Source organism: Bifidobacterium aerophilum (assembly GCF_010667685.1).
In the GTDB taxonomy this organism is placed as follows: Bacteria; Actinomycetota; Actinomycetes; order Actinomycetales; family Bifidobacteriaceae; genus Bifidobacterium; species Bifidobacterium aerophilum.
On sequence record NZ_WHZW01000005.1, the window covers coordinates 1 to 18,510 of the forward strand.

Here is an 18,510-nt window from a genome sequence, read left to right on the forward strand (position 1 = left end):
TACGTTTTTCAAACAACACCACGCATGGTGCGAGCGTCAGCGTCGCCACTCAATCCATCAGTTAACTAAACACGGTGGATGATCGGCCGCGAGGGAGCGGACACGTCGACTTGCTTCTTGTCGCCGATCACCTTCGGATCGGACAGGATCTTGTCCACGATGGCCTTCTTGAGCGCAAGATCGGACGAATCACCCCACACCACCACGTGCTCGCCGCCGTTGAGTTCGGTGGTGATCGAATCCTGCGTCGCGGCGGTGACCTTGGTGATGGAGCCGCGCATCGAATCCGACAGGCCGCCAAGCACCTTCAGCGCTTCCTTGATGGCCTTGCTGTCAAGACTGTCGGAGACGCTTTTCACCTCGATGACGGGAATGCCGTCGGTAGAGACGTCTCCCACCGTGTTGAGCACACGCCCCTTGCTGTCGACCGCCACCAGACCGTCTCCGGAATCCTTGAGCATGGCCGCAGGCTGCTGGGCCTTGACCGTGACGGACAGGCTCTTGGGGAATTTTTTGACGGCGCTTGCCTCGGTGACGCCGGGGATGTTCTTGAGCTGGTCGACGACGTCGTCCGACGAGACCAACAGCAACGACTTGCCGGACTGACGTTCGGCGATCGCGATGATGTCGTCCCGGCTGACCCACGCGTTGTTTCCGGACACGCTGATCCCCGAGGTCTCCAGACGGAACACCGACGAGAAGAACAGCAACCAGACCAAAGCGGTCAGTACGCCGACCGCGGTGACGACGGCCGCCACGCGCGCGGCGACGACGCGGACGTTCGCCCTGCGACGCTCCTTGAGCCGCGCGTTGAAATCCACGACCTTCGGACGCGTGGGCACACCCAGCGTACCGGCAGTCTCCTCGAGCGTCCTGGCGACGATGTCCTCACTGGGCATGCGGCGCATGTCCACGAATCCTTCGCGGATGGCACCGTCACCCGCCTCCGTACGGGAGGAACGCGCGGTGCGAGAGCCGTCGGACGACGACTGCACCTGACGTCCCGATCGTTTGCCGTCGCGCCGCCCGTCACGACGTTCTTTGCCGACGTTCGAGGATACGGTCCGCGGACGTGCAAGACTCGATCCGGAGACATCGGACGTACCGTCATGTCTTGTCTCGTCCGCACGAGACGAAGCGGACCGTGGACGGACCGGATCGCTCTTGGACTGCACGGCGCGTCCCGCCCTGGACTGCCCGCCGGCCCGACTCTTGCCGCCGCCGGCCGACGCCCCGTCGGAGCTGGCGATGCGACGCGTCATCGGCGGGTTCCCGCCTTGCCGTCGTCCGTCGTGCCGGTCTCGTCGCCGTCGGGGCAGTCGAACCGGTGCGCGGCGAGCGCGTGCAGCAGCACATCGCCCATCTGCGTGATGTCGCCGGCGCCGACGGTGAAGATCACGTCGCCGTGATGGGCGCGCATGGCGATCATCTGGGCCGCGGTCCGCATGTCGTCCACCGCCGAGATCCATCCGGATTGCGGCTCGTGGGCGATGCCGTCGGCGGCCTCGACGATGGTCCGCGCGGTGATGCCCGGGAAATCGGACTGCTTCTCCCTCGCGGGGAAGATGCCCGTGACGATCACGTCATCGGCCTTGGACAGCGCCTGTGCGAATTCGCGTGCGAAGAATTCGGTGCGGGAGAACAGGTGCGGCTGGAACAGCACGTGAATGACGTGTCCCGGATACCGACGGCGTGCGGCGTCGAGCAGTGCGGCGATCTCGGTGGGATGGTGGGCGTAGTCGTCCACAACACTCACCTGGGCGACTGTTCCGCGGATCTGGAAGCGCCGTGCCGCGCCAAGGAACGTGCCGGCGGCCTCCGCGGCCCGATGGGGATCCATGCCGAGCAACGTGGCCGCGACAATGGCCGCCGTGGCGTTGCGCGCGTTATGGATGCCCGGCACGATCAGACGCACCGGCAACCGCAGGCCGTCATCGGCCCCATCAAGCACCGAGGAGGGCAGCTCGATCACGAACCGCTCCTCGCCGCTGCCGATATGCTCGCTTTCGGAGGCGATATGCACGAACGTCGCTCCGTTGAGATCGCCGATCCGGGCGGCATCGCGGGTCGAGTAGGCGATGACGCGGGATGCGACGGCCGGATCGAGAGCGCGCAGCACTGTCAGTGCGCCGGCGTCGTCGACGCACATGATGACATGTTCGCGCGCATGTCCGGCATGCTGCACGAATGCGGCGTGATAATTGTCCGCCGTGCCGTAATGGTCGAGATGATCCGGTTCGGCGTTGGTGATGATCGCGATGGTCGGCCGGTATTTTTCGAAGCTGCCGTCGGATTCGTCGGCTTCCGCGACCAGCACGTCGCCATGGCCGGCGTGTCCGCCGTCCATCGTGCTGCCGTCGGGCGCCTGGATGGACCCGCCGATCGCATAGCTCGGATCGGCGAGTTCACCGGTGCCCGCATGGGTGAGGATGTGGGCGAGCAGGGAGCTCGTCGTGGTCTTTCCGTGGGCGCCGGCGACGGTCACCGCGCGTCTGCCGGACATGAGCAGCGCGAGGATGTCGCTGCGGTGCACGATGTGTGCGCCGGCCGCATAAGCCGCGACGATTTCCGGATTGTCGGGCTTGATTGCGCTCGAATAGACGACCGTGTCCGCACCGGCGACGTTCTCGGCGCGCTGTCCGAATTCCACGCCGATGCCGAGTTCGGCGAGACGATCGGTTTTGGCGCTGCGCTCACGGTCCGATCCGTCGACCGCGACGCCCTGTTCGTGGAGCATTTCGGCGAGCACGCTCATGCCCGCTCCCCCGATGCCGATGAAATGCGTGCGTCCCAGGCCGGCCACGGTCTCGTCCGGACCAAATGCGGTCCGGGTGGGGTCGAGGACGATCGCGTCATCCTGCTTGTTGTCAGTCACCATGTCTCCTTGATTCGTTCCTCGTAAGACGTTTTCGCGCGGAGTCTTCGTCAGCGGTTCCGGTCCGCGATCCGCAGCACCGTGCGCGCCATCGAATCCGCCGCGTCACGAATGCCGTAATTCCATGCCTTTTCGCCGAACTGACGCAGCCTGATCGGATCGGCCAGCAACGACGGCACATGCTCGCGCACCCAGTCGGCGGTGAGATCCCGGTCCGCGACCATAAGGCCGCCGCCGGCGTTAACGACCGGCTGCGCGTTGAACCGTTGTTCCCCGTTGCCGATCGGCAGCGGCACGTAGACGGACGGCAGGCCGAGGGCCGCGAGTTCGGACACCGATCCCGCGCCGGCGCGGCAGATCACGAGCGCCGCGCATGCGAAGGCGAGGTCGATGCGTTCCAGATATTCCGCGACGTGGTAGTCCCCGCCCTTCGCATCGTCGAACAGGCCCGACAACGCCGATTCGCCGGCCTGCTCGGCGACGGTCGCGCGCACCTCGTCGATCTTGCCGCGCCCGGTCAAATGGATGACCTGCGCATGCTCGAGCAGGTCGCGAGCCGCTCCCGACACCGCGCGGTTCAGACTCAGCGCACCGAGCGAGCCGCCGGTGACCAGCACGAGCGGCCGGGTCGGGTCGACGCCGAGCGCCGCCGCGGCCTCGTCGCGCACGGCGACTCGGTCCTTGTCGAACCTGGCGCACAGGTCGGCGATGGCGGGCCGCAACGGCAGCCCCACCCTTTCGACCGGCACGTCGGCGTTGCGCGGCTTGAGTCCGGTGCCGTCGTAGGCGGTGCCGATGTAGGACGCCCAACGCGCGCCGAGTTTGTTGGCCATGCCGGCGCGGGCGTTCTGCTCGTGAATGACGATCGGGATGCCCATCCGATGCGCTTCGGCGTAGACGGGCGCGGAGGCGTAGCCGCCGAAGCCGACGACGACGTCGGCCTGACGGGCGGTGAGGATCTCATGCACCTTGGCGGTCTCGCGCTTCCAACGCATCGGGAACCGCAACGCGTCGAGGTTGGGACGGCGGGGAAACGGCACTTTTTCGATGGTGTCGAGCTCATAGCCGGCCTGCGGCACCAGATCATGTTCCAATCCGACCTGCGTGCCGATCACGCTGACCTGCGCGGACGGGTCGATGCGCCCGATGGCGGCCGCCACGGCCAGCAACGGGTTGACATGGCCCGCGGTACCGCCGCCGGCCAGAACGATATGACGAACTCCTGTACTCATAGAACCTCCAGCTTAGCCCACGCACGCAACAGCGCGCGACAGAATCTGCCCGGGCGCGACATGCCGCCGACGACGCACCCGGATGCTCTCACAGCGCCACGCGTTCCGCCTTGATCTGCGGCTGGCATCGCATCATGCCGACCGCCGCGCCTGCCGCGCCAAGGCACATGATCATCGAGGAACCGCCCGACGACACGAACGGCATCGGCACGCCGAGCACCGGGAAGATGCCGATGACGACGCCGATGTTGACAAGCGCCTGACCTACGATCCATACGGCGATGCAGATCAGCGACATCGCCACATAGCGTTCCCGGATCTGCAGGGCGACGCAGATCAGGGACCATCCGATGACGACGAACAGCAACAACACCGTCAATGCGCCGACGAACCCGGTCTCCTCGCCGATGATCGCGTAGATGAAATCGGTGTGCGCTTCGGGCAGGTAGTTCCATTTCTCACGCGAATTGCCCAGCCCCACGCCGAGCAGGCCGCCTTCTGCGAGCGCGTATTTGGCGTGCATCGACTGCCAGCAGACGCCTTCGAGATCGGTGCACGGCTTGTATGCGGCGAGGATGCGGTTCATACGGTTCGGACTGGTGATGGCGAGCCCGATCACGCCCGCGGCGAGCACGCCGGTGAAGACGGCCATCCATTTGAAAGGGAAACCGGCGACCATGAACGCCACGACGCCGATGAATACGACGATCATGCCGGTGCCCAGATCCTTGCCGAGCAGGATGAGCCCCAGGGACAGCGCGAAAATCAGGCCAGGCATCATATAGGCGCGGACGCCTTCGCGGGAGAATCGTTTGGACGCCCGCTGCAGGGCGAACGGCAGCCACAGGCATAACGCGAGCTTGGTCATTTCGGCCGGCTGCAGCTGGATCGGACCGAGCACGATCCAACCGTTGTTGCCGGTTTCCTCACCGCCGGTGCCGAGCGGGGTCAGGGTCAACGCCTGCAGCCCGAGCGCGGCCAGCATGATGACCGGACTGAATTTCTCGAAAAACTTCGGACGCATGCGGGACGCGACGAACGCAAGACCCAAACCGATGACGCAGTAGAGACCCTGCTTGATCGCACGGTTCCATGGCGATTTGCCGGCTGATACGAGGGTGACGGACGAACTGGAGAATACCATGATGACGCCGAAGCAGCAGAGGACCAGCACGGCGACGATGAACCCGTGGTAGCACCACAGCGGGTTCAGCAGCGACCGGATGCCCGTGAACGCGGCGAAATCACCGCCGTCGATTCCGCCGTCCGGATCGGCACGGAGACGTCCACCCGCTCCGATCGGACGTTGCGAGGATCGTCGCGCCTGCTTCCCCGTTCCGGCCGCGTTCTTCGACGCGCCGGAGCTGATTCGTCTACCGTTCGCCATGCGCCCCCGCCCAACGGGTCGCGGCGGTCGCGAACCGGTCTCCGCGGTCGGCGTACGACCTGAACTGGTCCATCGAGGCGCAGGCCGGAGCCATGAGCACGACATCACCGGCCGCCGCGTATCCGCCGGCCGCGTCGACCGCGCGATCCATGACCGTATCGTTGTCCGCCGGATCGATGACGGTGACGGGAATGTCGGGTGCGCTGGCCTTGAACGCGTCGATCATCGGCTGCTGGTCCTTGCCGATGATGACCGCGGCCTTGATCGTATGAGCCTGGTCGGCGACGAGGCGTTCGAACCGGCCGCCCTTGGCGAGTCCGCCGGCGATCCACACCACGGACTTCGCGCCGAAGCTGTTGAGGGACGCGTTCGCCGCATGGGCGTTGGTCGCCTTCGAATCGTCGACGAAACGGATGGTTCCTCCGTCGGGGAGCACCGCGGTGGCGACGGTCTGGATGCGGTGGCCGCCCGGGGCGAATCCCTGCAGCGCGCGCACCGCGGTGTCGCGATCCGCGCCATAGCCGAGCACGAGCGCCAACGCGGTGAGCGCATCGGCGAGCAGATGCGGGTAGACGGTGCCGTCGGGCTCCGTCAGATGGGTGAATTCGGCGACCGGAGCGATACGCTCCTCCTCGCCGGCGGCTCCTCCGGCGACGCCGCTCATGTCGACGATCCATCCGTCTTTGACGCCGATCTGTCCGACGGACGGCTGGCGCAGCGTGAAGCCGACCTTGCGGCATCCCGGCGCGACGACGGCCGCGGCCGCGAGCGCGGCGACGCGTTCGTCGTCGGCGTTGTAGACGAGCGTGCGGGTCACGCCGTGGAAGACCTTGGATTTGTCGGCCGCATAGTTCTCGATGCCGCCGTGCCAGTCGAGATGGTCGTCGGCGATGTTCGTGATGGCGGCGCAATCCAACGCCAAAGAATAAGTGAAATGCAGCTGGAAGGAGCTCAGTTCGACGCACAGCACGTCATGCGCGGGGTCGACGGCGGCGTGGGAGACGGATTTGCCGATGTTGCCGACCGCCGGTGCGTCGAGTCCGCATGCGCACAGCATTTCCGAGGTCATTTCGGTGGTCGAGGTCTTGCCGTTGGTGCCGGTGATGCCGATCCATCCGGCGTGCGATCCCTTGCCGTCGCGGTCGGCGCGCAGCTTCCATGCCAGCTCCACTTCGCTGATCACGGGAATGCCCCGACGCTGCGCCTCGAGGATGAACGGCGTGCGCGGGTTGAACACCGGAGATGTGCACACCAGGTCGACCCGATCCCAATCGACGTCGTCGAAGGAATGCAGGTCGGCGGTCTCGTTGCGTTCGTCGACGCTGAACACCTTTGCCGCGCGATCGCGCAGCACTTCGACCATGCCGCGCCCGGACACGCCGAGGCCGGCCACCATCACCGTCGCGTCGCCCAGTTTCATTTCGTCATCTGCCATGTCAAGCCCTTCCATCATAGGATTCCCGTCATTTACGTTACCCGTATCCCGCGTGGGTCACGCCCCGTTCTCCGGCATGCGGCCGGACGGGTATCGTCCCCGTCCGGCCGCATGCGTACGGTCAGCCAAGCAGTCCGGAACGCGCGACCCAGTCGGCGTAGAAGACCATCAGGCCACACAGCACGAACATCAGCTCGACCATCCAGAACCGCACGACCACCTTTGTTTCAGTCCACCCGCACAGCTCGAAATGATGGTGGATGGGAGCCATCTTGAACACGCGCCTGTGCGTCATCTTGAAGTAGCCGACCTGGATCACATCGCTCATCGCCTCGATCACGTACAGGCCGCCGAGGATCACGGCGAGGAATTCGGTGTGCGTGGCGATCGACAGCGCGGCGAACAGGCCGCCGAGCGCGAGCGAGCCGGTGTCGCCCATGAAGATGGTCGCAGGGTTCGAGTTGTACCACAGGAACCCGCAGCACGCGACGGCCGCGCACACGGCGATGATCGTCAGGTCGAGCGGGTCGGACACCGCGTAGGAGAAGCCCTGGTGGGAGCCGCCCTTGATGTGGTAGCTTTCCCAGAACGCGATCATCGCGTAGCCGGCGAAGGAGATCATCGACGAGCCTGCGGCCAGGCCGTCGAGACCGTCGGTGAGGTTCACCGCGTTCGTCCACGCGGTCATCAGGAAGTTGACCCAGATGACGAACAGGACGATCGACACGATGCGGCCTGCGAATTCGAAGCTGAGGAACGGCGTCTCGATGAAGCTCATGCCGGCCTGGGCGCTGGGGAACCCGGATTTGGTGGGCACGACGAGCGCGAGCACCGCGTAGATCGTGCCGAGAATGAATTGTCCGATGAACTTGCCTTCGACGGTCAGGCCCTCGTTCTGCTTCTTGCGGACCTTCGCGAAGTCGTCGATGAAGCCGAGGAAGCCCATCGACAGCATGGCGAACAGGACTAGCACCGCGGACCATGACGGCACGTCGCCGGCGATCAGGTACCGGTACAGCGCGGAGGCGCCCCAGCCGAGCAGCACCGCGAAGTTGATGACCACGCCGCCAAGCGTCGGCGTGCCTCGCTTGACCTGATGCGATTGCGGTCCGTCCTGGCGGATGTACTGTCCGTAATGCAGCTTGTGTACCAGTCGGATCAGCAGCGGCGTGCCGATCATGGTGACGGCCAGCGACACCAGTATGCCGATGATGAGTGCGATCATGCTTTTCCTCTCCAGTTGCGACTCGAATCCGCGTTTCGCGTCGTTCTCGTCGTTCGCCTATCCCTTACGGGTCGTCGTTCCGTTCATGCCTTGTCCTGCGGGGCCCAGCGCGACGCCAGGGCGCTCAGGCCCGAGGCGTGCGACCCCTTGAGCAGCACGACGGCCGGCGCGTGGTCGGCGGCAAGCCGCATGACCAGTTCGTCCGCCTCTTCGGCATTGTGCGCCCAGTCCACCGAGGTGCGCTTGTCCGCGTCGTCCGCCGCCTCGCGCGCACCGTTTGCCAACGAGCCGGCCAGCTCGTCGAGATGCGGGTCCGTTCCCCCGACCGCGACGACGGCGTCGGCTCCGACGGATACCGCGTAACGGCCCATGTCCCGGTGCAGCCGGTCCTCGTCGCCTCCGAGTTCGAGCATCGCGCCGAGCACTGCGATGCGGAACGGCTGCGGCCGTTCCGCCTTATGCCATGCGGCCAGCCCGTCGAGGCCCGCGCGCATCGAATCGGGATTGGCGTTGAACGAGTCATCGATCAGCGTGAATGCCACGTCGCCGCGCGTGACCGTGGAAACGGCCATACGGTGTGCGCTGATGCTGTGCTGCGCCGCGAGGATCGTCGCGATGCGCTGCGGCGTCATGCCGAAATACAGCGCGACGGCGGAGGCGGCCAGCGCATTCATCACATTGTGCCTTCCGCGGATGCCGAGCGTTATCCCGGTGGCCGTGCGTTCCCCGCCGTCGCACGCCGTCATCGTGAAGCTCGGGCAGCCGGTGTCGTCCTGGGCCACGTCGCTTCCCGCAAGGGTGAAACCCTCATGGTTTTCCGTCGCTTCGGTGATGCCGAACCAGCGGACCGGCCCGGGGGCGATCGCGGACATGGCTGCCACATGCTCGTCGTCGGCGTTGAGCACGCTCACGCCTCCCGGCACCAGGCCGCGGATGATCTCGCTTTTGGCTTGGGCGATGCGTTCGACCGATCCGAACTCGCCCAGATGCGCGACGCCGACCTTGAGCACGACCGCCACGTCGGGCGGGGCGATGGTGGTCAGCCGGGCGATCTCGCCGATGTGGTTCGCGCCCATTTCGGCCACGAAGAAGCGCGTGCCGGCGTTCACCTTCAATGCGGTCAGCGGCAGTCCGATCTCGTTGTTGAACGAGCCGACCGGCGCGACGGTCTCCCCCATATCGCCCAGCAGGTGCGACAGCAGGTCCTTGGTGGTCGTTTTGCCGACCGAACCGGTGATGCCGACGATCGAGAACGGCGCCGATTCGGCGCGGCGGCGTTCGAGATTGTGCTTGGCGAGCAGGCCCAGCGCCTTGACCGTGTCATCGACGACGACCTGCGCGATCGGCGCGTCGACCTCATGGTCGACCAGCGCGCAGACCGCTCCCTGCTTGGCCACGGCCGGTACGAAATCATGGCCGTCGACCCGTTCGCCCGCAATCGCGACGAACACCGATCCCTCGCCGGCCTGCCGCGAATCGCTCACGGCCGACGTGGCGATCGGCGCTGCCGGGTCGGCCCCGGCGACGCGCGTCAGGCGCCCTTGCGCGGCCTCGGCGATCTCGCCCAGGCTCATCGGCATCATATGTTCCGTATCGTTTCCCATCGGCACCTCTCTATCGAAAAAATCCTCTGTATCCGTCCGTACCGTCCGCCCGGGCCGTCACTTGCCCAGGTCGCGGCTGACGCGCAACGCGTTGCGGATGTTGTTGCGTCTGACGCCGGCGGCCATCACCATCGCGATCGCAAGGGACGAGCGTTTCACGTCGCCGATCCCCGCGTCCTGCGACGAGGGGAACTGCATGGCGATCTGATCCGATTCCGCCGTCCGTCCCGTCAGATGGGTCTGCGAGTCCATGACGAACCCATACCGGTCACTGGCCCGCGCGGCGATGTCGCGGTTGCGGGGGTCGCTGTCCATGCCGTCGACGCCGAGCACGTCCACGTTGATCCCGCTGAGCGCCCCCGGCTCGAGCGTGGCGTCGTCGAGCGCGATGACGACCGCGGCCGCGCCGTCCTCCTGGCATACGCCGAGCGTGCGCTGCACGTCAAGCAGCCCCAAGGGGCATTCCACCGGCAGCGGGCGTTCCAGGGACTGCGACCCGAACGAGCCGATCACGCTGACGGGGTTGCCGAGCATGTGCAGCAGGCGGGACAGTCTGGTCACGTTGCGGCGCATGTCGTCGGCGCGTCCCGAACCGTTCGCGCCCGCCGCCGACGCGCCCGCCAAGTTCGACGGGTTAGACGCACTCGAGGCGAGCGCGAACACCGCCAGCATGCTCGCCGGCGATCCGGATACGTCGTTGGCCATCTCGCCGAACCGATCGCCGCTGACGTTGCCGATCAGCAACGGCAGTTCGCATCCGTCGGTTTGGGGTCGGCTTTCCGGCGGCACGAGGGCGGCATAGGCCCCCTGTTCGAGCACGCGTTCGAGCAGGGCGTCGTCGACGGGTCCGCGGGCGACGAACAGCGCGCCCGGCACGACCGAGGCCACGTCGTCGGCCAACGAGGTGATCGTGACGTTCGCCGCGAACGACGGCACCAGTTCGTACCCGTAGTGATCCGCCAGGTACCCCAGCGTGGTACGCCGCGACACGGCCTCGCTCACCGAACTCATCGCTTCGCCTTTCCTTGGTCGGTCCCGTTCACCATTCCACCGGGATAGCATCAGTACGCTTGGCGGATGGGGAGACATTGTATTTCTGCATAAGGAATTCACCGATGGTGGCGAATACCGGGCCGGCCGTCAGACCGCCGAACGAGCCGACCTTCGCGTCCTTCATGACGACGGTGATCACGAACCGCGGGTTGTCCGCGGGGATGACGCCCGACCAGTCGGACACGATCGACGTGAGCTTGCCGTCGGATCCGGCGACTTCGGCGGTGCCGCTCTTCGCGGCGATGCGGTAGCCGGGAACGGACACCATGTTCTTGTACAGGTCGGAGACCGATTCCATCGCGTTGAGCACCTGCGACGCCACGTCCTCGTCGATGACCCGCGTCGCGTTGCCGCCGGCGTTCTCGGTGACGTGCCCGTCGGCGTCGGTGGTCGACTTGATGAGCCTGAGCTTCGGCATGACGCCGCCGTTGCCGACCGCGGCGATGGCCTGGGTGATCTGCAGCGCGTTCATCGTGTATCCCTGTCCGAACAGCACGGTGTTGCGCGTACGCAGATCCCAGTCCTGCCAGTGGTGCAGGATGCCGGCGGATTCGGCGGACAGGTCGAGCCCGGTCTCCTGCCCGACGCCGAATTTGCGCAGATATTCGTACCGCTGTTCGTCGGTGTAGTTCGACGCGGCGAGGATCATGCCCACGTTCGACGAGTTCTTGAGGATGCCGGCGTAGGTCCAGTGTTCGGCGCCGTGCGTCTCCGCGTCGGTGTAGGTCTGCCCGTCGTCGGTGGTGATGGTGTCGGGCACGGTGAACTGGTCGGTCGCCTTGTGCTGGCCTTCCTGCAGCACGCCGGCCATGGTGAACACCTTGCCGATCGAGCCGGGGTCGAAGGTCTCGCTGACCACGCGCGACGCGTTCAGCTTGGCGTCGTCGCTGCCGGCCTCGCGTTCGTCCGTGTCTTCGAGCGCGAGGATGTCGCCGGTCTTCACATCCGCCACGACGGCCATCGCCCATGAGGCGTTGTACTTTTCCTTGCCTTCGATCAGCGCCTTCTTGACGTACCAGTCGACGTTGCCGTCGACGGTGAGCGTGACGTCGGATCCGTTGACCGCGTCCTTGGAGTCGGTGAGCGTTCCCGGAATCATCTCGCCGCCATTGCCGCGCTGGTAGATCTCATACCCGTCGGTGCCGGTCAGGGTCTTGTCGAGCGACTGTTCCAGCCCGGCCACGCCGGAGCCGTCCGCGTTGACGCCGCCGAGAATCGGGCCGAGCATCGTGCCGCCGGAGTAGACGCGTTCGTTGGTCAGTTCGCCGTAGACGATGCCGCCCAGGTTGAGGTCGTCGATCTTGCGCTTGATCTCGGGGGTGACGTCCTTGGCGACGACCGCATACCGGCTGTTCGCGTCGCTGATCGCCGCTCCCAGCTCCATCGCGTTCGTGCCGTCGAGCACGGTGGCGAGCAGTCTGGCGACCGCGGCGGCCCCGGACGCGCCGACCGGCTTGCCGTCGATCTGGTGGCAGTATTCCTTGGTCGTGTCGTTGCAGGCGGTCGGCTTGAATTCGCTGGCCAGCTGCGGGTCGACGATGATGTTGTACCGTTCGACGCTTTGCGCGAGCACGACGCCGTTCGCGTCGAGGATCCGGCCTCGCTTCGCGTTGACGGCGACCTTCGTGGTACGCATCTGGGTGGCCGCGAGCGCGGTGTTCCTGCCGAGCAGCTGCAGGTTGGCGAGCTGCACGAGGCACACCGACGCCACGAAGGACAGCACGAGCGCGATGACGATGCTGCGGAACGCGAAGTTCCGTGTCCTGGCGAACCTGCGGATGTCGTCGATCACTGCGCGTCCTTCCCGTCGGGCTTGTACCCGTTCAGGTCGATGGACAGGGTTCCCTGCTGCAATGTCATGCCCATCTCCTCGGCCTTTGACGGCAGGGAGGATTCCAGTGCATCGAGTTTCGCCTGATCCTCCTCCACGTCCTGGCTCAGCGTGTTGATGTTGGATTGCACGGTCGCGGCCTCGAAGGAGTTCTGCACCATCTGCGTGCGCAGCACCAGCGCGCCGAACAGCGTGGCGGCGAGGAACACCGCGGCGGCGACGATATGGAACAGCGAGGTGCTGCGCGCTCGCGTCCAGACGACCAGACGGGTCAGTCCGTCCGTCATCGAGGCGCGCTTGGACGCGGGCTGCTGCACGACGTGCAGTTCGGGACGGACGCCGGATGCCGCCGCGGACGGTCTACGGCTGACGGAAGGCACCGCATTGGCATGTGCGGAGCCGGAGCGCACGCTTCTTCCACGGCTGATCATCGATGGTTCCTCCCCTGTTGTCCGCGGCCGTTGCCGCCGCGTTTGCGTTGTCCCTGCTCGCCCTGACGCTCGCCGTGTCCGCGGCGGGGGCCGGCCTGCGCGCCCCGCCGTCCGGTTCCCCCGCTACGGCGATGAGGCATCTCCTCGAGTTCGCGCATGCGGCGTTCGGGAATGGGACGGATAAGTTCGACCGCACGAAGCCTGACCGAGGCGGAACGCGGATTGGATGCGATCTCCTCCTCGTCGGCCTTGACTGCGCCGCGGGTCAGTTCCCTGAAGAACGGTTCGGCGTCCGGAGGGATCATCGGCAGGCCGGCCGGCGCGTCGACCTTCAGTCCTTCGTTCATGAAGCTCTTGACGGTCTTGTCTTCGAGCGAATGGTAGGACTCGACCACGATCCGGCCGCCCACGGCCAGATGCGCGGCGATCTGCGGCAACGTGCGCGCGAGCTTGTCCAGTTCGCCGTTGACTTCGATGCGCAGCGCCTGGAACACGCGCTTGGCCGGGTTGCCGGCCGGACGGTGCGCCTGCGGCACCACTTCGTCGACCAGGCGGTTGAGTTGGGCGGAGGTGGTCAGCGGTTCGTCCGCACGTCGCCGGACGATCTCGCGCGCTATCTGGCGGGAGAACTTCTCCTCGCCGTACTCGCGGAAGATGCGCGTCAGCTCGTCGGCATCGTATTCGGACAGGATGCGTTCGGCGGTCAGCGTCTGCGTCACGTCCATGCGCATGTCGAGCGGCGCGTCATGGGAATAGGAGAAGCCACGGTCGGTCTCGTCGATCTGCAGGCTGGACAGGCCAAGGTCCATGAACACCGCATGCACCCGTCTGACGCCGAGATCATCCAGCACCGAGGAGAACTCGTCGAATGCGGCATGGACCGGCGTGAACCTGTCCGCCAGACCCTCCCGGCGCATGCGCTCGGTCGCCAGGCCCAGGGCTTCGGTGTCGCGGTCGATGCCGATGAGCCGGGCGTTCGGCGCGGCCTTGAGGAAGTTCACGGCATGGCCGGCGAGTCCCAGGGTGCAGTCCACCGCCAGCGCGCCGGGTTCCCCGAGCGCGGGCGCGACGAGATCCACGCACTGCTCGAGCAGCACGGGTTGGTGAATGGCCGTCACATCGATCATCAGAATTCCACCGCCGGTAGTACGTCGTCCGCGATATCGGAATAGCCTTGCTCCTGAGCGGCAAGGTATTCCTCCCACGCCTGTTTGTTCCAAATCTCCGCACGAGTGCCCACGCCGATCACGACCACGTCGGTGCCGAGGTTCGCGTAGTCGCGCAGCATCTGCGGCACGAGCACGCGCCCCTGCTTGTCGGGTTCCTGGTCGACGGCGCCGGACAGGAACACGCGCAGGTAGTCGCGCGCCGCCTTGTTGCCCATCGACGTGCGCTGGATCTGCATGGCGATCCTGCGGAATTCGACCTGCGGCAGCAGGTAGATGCATCGTTCCTGGCCGCGGGCCATCACCATGCCGGGGCCGAGCTGCCCGCGCAGCTTCGCCGGCAGGGCAAGGCGGCCCTTGGCGTCGATCTTCGGGGTGTAGGTGCCCAACAGCAGCGGCGGCATCGCGGGCATCTGGCCCGGCATGCCGCCGCCCTGCCCGCCGTTCGCGTACTGATCCGGGGAAGGGGTCTGGACGTCCTGCACGATGCGCTGATCATCCATGTCCACCTCCTTGGTTCAGTTCTCGATCGGGTTTCGGGTACACTCATGCCACAACTGTTTCACCACTCTACCCCACTCCTCACCATAAAACCCCACCTTTTCACATTTTCCGTCCTTTTTGGGCGCCTCCGCATGCCACCGCGGAAACGGCCCGGTCGCGTTCACCGAGAATTCATCCGCCCGTCCCGGCCTCGGCGCCTTCGACGTAGACACCTGGGAGTACATTGGAATGCCTGAGTTTTCAGCGGAACCAAGGAGAGAACAGGGTATGTCGGAGTACTCAGCGCAGATTCACGAGGAGCAGCGTGCGGTCGATCGCGCGTACGGGAGGCTCGATGCGTTGCGCGCGCAGGTCAGGTCCAGACTGGACACGATCCGCGCCGCGGGCTCCCACGGCTCCCCCACCCAGCGCACGGAGCGCGATTCCTTCGCCACCATGTACGAGGACCGGCTCACGCAGATGCGCGCCGTCGAGGACCGGCTGGTGTTCGGTCGCCTCGACGACGTGGACGACAACCGGCGCTACATCGGACGCATCGGACTGTCGAACGACGATCACGAGCCGATCCTGACCGACTGGAGGGCCGAGGCCGCACGCCCCTTCTACGAGGCGACGCCGTCGAACCACGGCGACATCGTGATGCGCCGCCACCTGACGCTGCGTTTCCGCGAGGTGGTCGGCATCGAGGACGAGGTGCTCGACATCGATTCGTCGCAGGTGGGCCAGGCCGCCGCGTCCGGCACGTTGACCGGCGAAGGCGCGCTGCTGGCGTCGCTCAGTTCGCGGCGCACCGGCAAGATGACCGACATCGTGGCCACGATCCAGGCCGAGCAGGACCGCATCATCCGTTCCGACATGAACCAGGCCGTCGTCGTGCAGGGCGGGCCGGGCACCGGCAAGACGGCCGTGGCGTTGCACCGTGCCGCCTACCTGCTGTACACGCACCGACGCACGCTCGAACGTTCCGGCGTGCTTGTCGTCGGCCCCAGCACGACGTTCCTGCGCTACATCGATCAGGTACTCCCCTCACTCGGCGAGACCGGCGTGGTCAGCCGCACCATCGGCGACCTGGTCCCCGGGTTCCCCGCCACCGCGACGGATTCCCCGGTTGCGGCGCAGCTCAAGGGAGACAGGCGCATGGCGCGCCTCGTGGCCGACGCCATCGCCTCGCGCATCCGCATCCCCGCCGAACTGCCCGTCGCTCGGGTCAACGGGTTCGCCGTGCCGATGCTCGCGGTCGACATCGAACGCGCGCAGGCGGACGCGCGCCGCACCCATCAGCCCCACAACAAGGCCCGCGAGACGTTCGTGCGCAGCATGCTCGCCGCGCTGCGCGTCCGCTACGCCGAGCAGCTCGACTACACGCCGGACGAGGCCGAGATGTCGCGCGTGACCTCGATGCTGCGCATGGACGACAAGGTGCGCAAGGCCATCAATCTCGCATGGCTGCCGATGACCGCGCCGTGGCTGATCGACCAGCTGTGGTCGCATCCCGAACGGCTCCGCCGTCTCGCGCCGTGGCTGACCGACGACCAGGTACGCGCACTGGCCCGGCCGAAGGGGTCGCCTCTGACCCGTTCGGACATCCCCCTGCTCGACGAGGCGATGGAGCTGCTCGGCCCCGATCCGAAGACGTCCGGGCGCCTGAGCGCCAAGGACGCGGCACGCGCCGAAGAGGAGCAGTTCGCACGGGACACGCTCGCCCAGAACGGCATCGGCTCGGGCATCGTCACCGCGCAGATGCTGGTCGACAACATCAACGGCGCGGACACCGAACTGACCGCGCAGCGGGCCGCATCCGACCGCGAGTGGACGTACGGGCACATCGTCGTGGACGAGGCACAGGAACTGACCGCGATGGACTGGCGCATGCTGGTGCGCCGTTGCCCGTCCCGCTCGTTCACGATCGTCGGCGACGTGGCGCAGACCTCGGCGCTCGGCGGCACACGCTCGTGGAGGCGCGTAATGGACCGGCTGTTCGGCGAGGCGCGTTGGAGCCTCAACGAACTGACCATCGACTATCGCAATCCGCAGGAGGTCTCCGACTTGGCCTCCTCGTTCGCGCAGTCCGAAGGCCTGTACATCTCCACGGTCAAGGCGGTGCGCGCGTTGCCGGATTCGGTGCGGCGCGTGACCGTGGACGACCGTGACTCGCTGCTGGACGACGTGGCGGCGCGCACGGTCGAGCTGACCCGCGAATTCGTCGGGGCGGACGGCACCGGACGCATCGCCGTGATCACTCCGGATTCGATGCATGACGACATGCTGGCCCGCGTGCGGTCGGCGTTGCGACGCGCGTTGCCGCAGGATCAGTTCGAACGGCTGAACGCGCAGAGCGCCTGGGACGAACAGGTCAACGTGTGCGGCACCCAGGAGGTCAAGGGACTGGAATACGACGCGGTGGTCGTCGTCGAACCCGGACTGATCGAGCAGGAGGCTCCCTCGCGCCTGGTGGCCGCGTCGGACCTGTATGTGGCGATGACCCGACCGACCCAGCGCCTGCTTATAGTGCGGACAAAAGAAGACCAGACCTATCTGACCATCTAAGGTGGAGCCATGCCTAAAGCTTTGTTATTGGAGAACATCCATCCTTTCGCCGCGCAATCGCTGCGCAACCACGGGTTCGAGGTCGAAACGCTCAAGGGCGCGCTGGGCGAGGACGAGCTCATCGACGCGCTTGACGGCGTCGATCTGTTGGGCATCCGCTCGAAGACCAGCGTCACCCGCAAGGTGATCGACGCGCGCCCCGGACTGAGCGCGGTCGGATGCTTCTGCATCGGCACCAATCAGGTCGATCTCGACTATGCGGGCAAGCACGGTCTCGCCGTGTTCAACGCCCCGTATTCCAATACCCGTTCCGTGGTGGAGCTGGTGATCTGCGACATCATCTGCCTGATGCGTCGCATTCCGGCTCACACGCACCACATGAAGCAGGGCGTGTGGGACAAGTCGGCGGCCGGCTCCCATGAGGTGCGCGGCAAAACGCTCGGCATCATCGGCTACGGCAACATCGGCTCCCAGCTGTCGGTGCTGGCCGAGGCGTTGGGCATGCGCGTCGTGTTCTATGACATCGAGGAGAAACTCGCGATGGGCAACGCCCACCGGTGCGATACGCTCAACGAACTGCTCGAGCAGTCCGACGCGGTGTCGATTCACGTGGACGGGCGCAAGACGAACACCGGCTTCTTCGGCGAGGAGCAGTTCGCGCACATGAAGCAGGACGCGATCTTCATCAATCTGTCCCGCGGTTTCGTGGCCGACATCGACGCGCTGAAAAGACATCTCGACTCCGGCCACATCTCGGGCGCAGCGGTGGACGTGTTCCCCGTCGAACCGAAGAGCAGCGGAGACCGGTTCTCCACGCCGCTGGCGGACGAGGACAACATGATCCTGACGCCCCATATCGGCGGATCCACGCTGGAGGCGCAGGAGGCGATCGGGCATTTCGTCTCGCAGCGTCTTGAGGACTACTGGGAGAAGGGGTCCACGATGCTGTCGGTGAACCTGCCCCAGATCACGCTCAGTTCCCTGCCCGGCACCGCCCGCATCGCCCATCTGCATGCCAATCTTCCCGGCGTGCTCGCCAAGGTGAACCGCGTGCTCGGCGAGGAGAACATCAACATCGCGGCCCAGGCCCTCGGCACTGAAGGCGAACTCGGCTACGTGGTGACCGACGTGGCCCAGATGCCCGGCGAAGCTGCATTGGAGGCGCTGCGCCATATCGAAGGCACGATCCGGATGCGCGTGATCAGCTGACGAATCCCGTG

14 protein-coding genes are annotated in these 18,510 nt (G+C 66.1%); 2 read left to right on the forward strand and 12 right to left on the reverse strand.

Annotated features, from left to right (window positions below):
• Window positions 1-65: 65 nt before the first annotated feature.
• The 12 genes from GFD25_RS02795 to mraZ all read right to left on the reverse strand — a co-directional run bounded on the left by GFD25_RS02795 (window position 66) and on the right by mraZ (window position 14,664).
• A complete protein-coding gene (locus GFD25_RS02795) occupies window positions 66-1,262 on the reverse strand; it encodes a cell division protein FtsQ/DivIB (RefSeq protein ID WP_163229784.1) in 1,197 nt (398 codons plus the stop codon).
• Entirely contained in the window at window positions 1,259-2,878 is a 1,620-nt protein-coding gene (murC, locus tag GFD25_RS02800) for a UDP-N-acetylmuramate--L-alanine ligase (protein WP_163229786.1), read from the reverse strand. Before murC ends, GFD25_RS02795 begins: the two co-directional genes overlap by 4 nt.
• Before the next feature lie 47 nt (window positions 2,879-2,925).
• Window positions 2,926-4,107, reverse strand: a complete 1,182-nt coding sequence (locus tag GFD25_RS02805; RefSeq protein ID WP_163229788.1) for a UDP-N-acetylglucosamine--N-acetylmuramyl-(pentapeptide) pyrophosphoryl-undecaprenol N-acetylglucosamine transferase — start codon at window positions 4,105-4,107, stop codon at window positions 2,926-2,928.
• An 88-nt stretch (window positions 4,108-4,195) separates the two neighbouring features.
• Window positions 4,196-5,494, reverse strand: a complete 1,299-nt coding sequence (ftsW, locus tag GFD25_RS02810) for a putative lipid II flippase FtsW (RefSeq protein ID WP_239512366.1) — start codon at window positions 5,492-5,494, stop codon at window positions 4,196-4,198.
• Window positions 5,481-6,914, reverse strand: a complete 1,434-nt coding sequence (gene murD, locus GFD25_RS02815) for a UDP-N-acetylmuramoyl-L-alanine--D-glutamate ligase (protein WP_163229969.1) — start codon at window positions 6,912-6,914, stop codon at window positions 5,481-5,483. Before murD ends, ftsW begins: the two co-directional genes overlap by 14 nt.
• Window positions 6,915-7,050: 136 nt before the next feature.
• Complete coding sequence (mraY, locus tag GFD25_RS02820; protein ID WP_163229792.1) at window positions 7,051-8,154, reverse strand: phospho-N-acetylmuramoyl-pentapeptide-transferase; 1,104 nt, start codon at window positions 8,152-8,154, stop codon at window positions 7,051-7,053.
• A gap of 83 nt (window positions 8,155-8,237) precedes the next feature.
• A complete protein-coding gene (locus GFD25_RS02825; RefSeq protein WP_163229971.1) occupies window positions 8,238-9,737 on the reverse strand; it encodes a UDP-N-acetylmuramoyl-tripeptide--D-alanyl-D-alanine ligase in 1,500 nt (499 codons plus the stop codon).
• A 78-nt stretch (window positions 9,738-9,815) separates the two neighbouring features.
• Window positions 9,816-10,769: a UDP-N-acetylmuramyl peptide synthase gene (locus GFD25_RS02830; RefSeq protein WP_163229794.1), complete on the reverse strand. Its 954-nt coding sequence runs from the start codon at window positions 10,767-10,769 to the stop codon at window positions 9,816-9,818.
• 28 nt (window positions 10,770-10,797) lie between these two features.
• Window positions 10,798-12,600, reverse strand: a complete 1,803-nt coding sequence (locus GFD25_RS02835) for a penicillin-binding transpeptidase domain-containing protein (RefSeq protein WP_163229973.1) — start codon at window positions 12,598-12,600, stop codon at window positions 10,798-10,800.
• Complete coding sequence (gene ftsL, locus GFD25_RS02840; RefSeq protein ID WP_239512367.1) at window positions 12,600-13,073, reverse strand: cell division protein FtsL; 474 nt, start codon at window positions 13,071-13,073, stop codon at window positions 12,600-12,602. The genes GFD25_RS02835 and ftsL overlap by 1 nt, the downstream gene beginning before the upstream one ends.
• Complete coding sequence (rsmH, locus tag GFD25_RS02845) at window positions 13,070-14,200, reverse strand: 16S rRNA (cytosine(1402)-N(4))-methyltransferase RsmH (RefSeq protein WP_163229796.1); 1,131 nt, start codon at window positions 14,198-14,200, stop codon at window positions 13,070-13,072. The genes ftsL and rsmH overlap by 4 nt, the downstream gene beginning before the upstream one ends.
• Complete coding sequence (gene mraZ / locus GFD25_RS02850; RefSeq protein ID WP_163229977.1) at window positions 14,200-14,664, reverse strand: division/cell wall cluster transcriptional repressor MraZ; 465 nt, start codon at window positions 14,662-14,664, stop codon at window positions 14,200-14,202. Before mraZ ends, rsmH begins: the two co-directional genes overlap by 1 nt.
• 346 nt (window positions 14,665-15,010) lie before the next feature.
• Between mraZ and GFD25_RS02855 the strand changes: the two genes are divergently transcribed.
• Together GFD25_RS02855 and serA are read left to right on the forward strand one after the other, a co-directional pair.
• Entirely contained in the window at window positions 15,011-17,290 is a 2,280-nt protein-coding gene (locus tag GFD25_RS02855) for a HelD family protein (protein ID WP_163229798.1), read from the forward strand.
• 9 nt (window positions 17,291-17,299) lie between these two features.
• Window positions 17,300-18,499, forward strand: coding sequence for a phosphoglycerate dehydrogenase (gene serA, locus GFD25_RS02860; RefSeq protein ID WP_163229800.1), 1,200 nt, complete (start codon window positions 17,300-17,302; stop codon window positions 18,497-18,499).
• The last annotated feature ends 11 nt before the right edge of the window (window positions 18,500-18,510 follow it).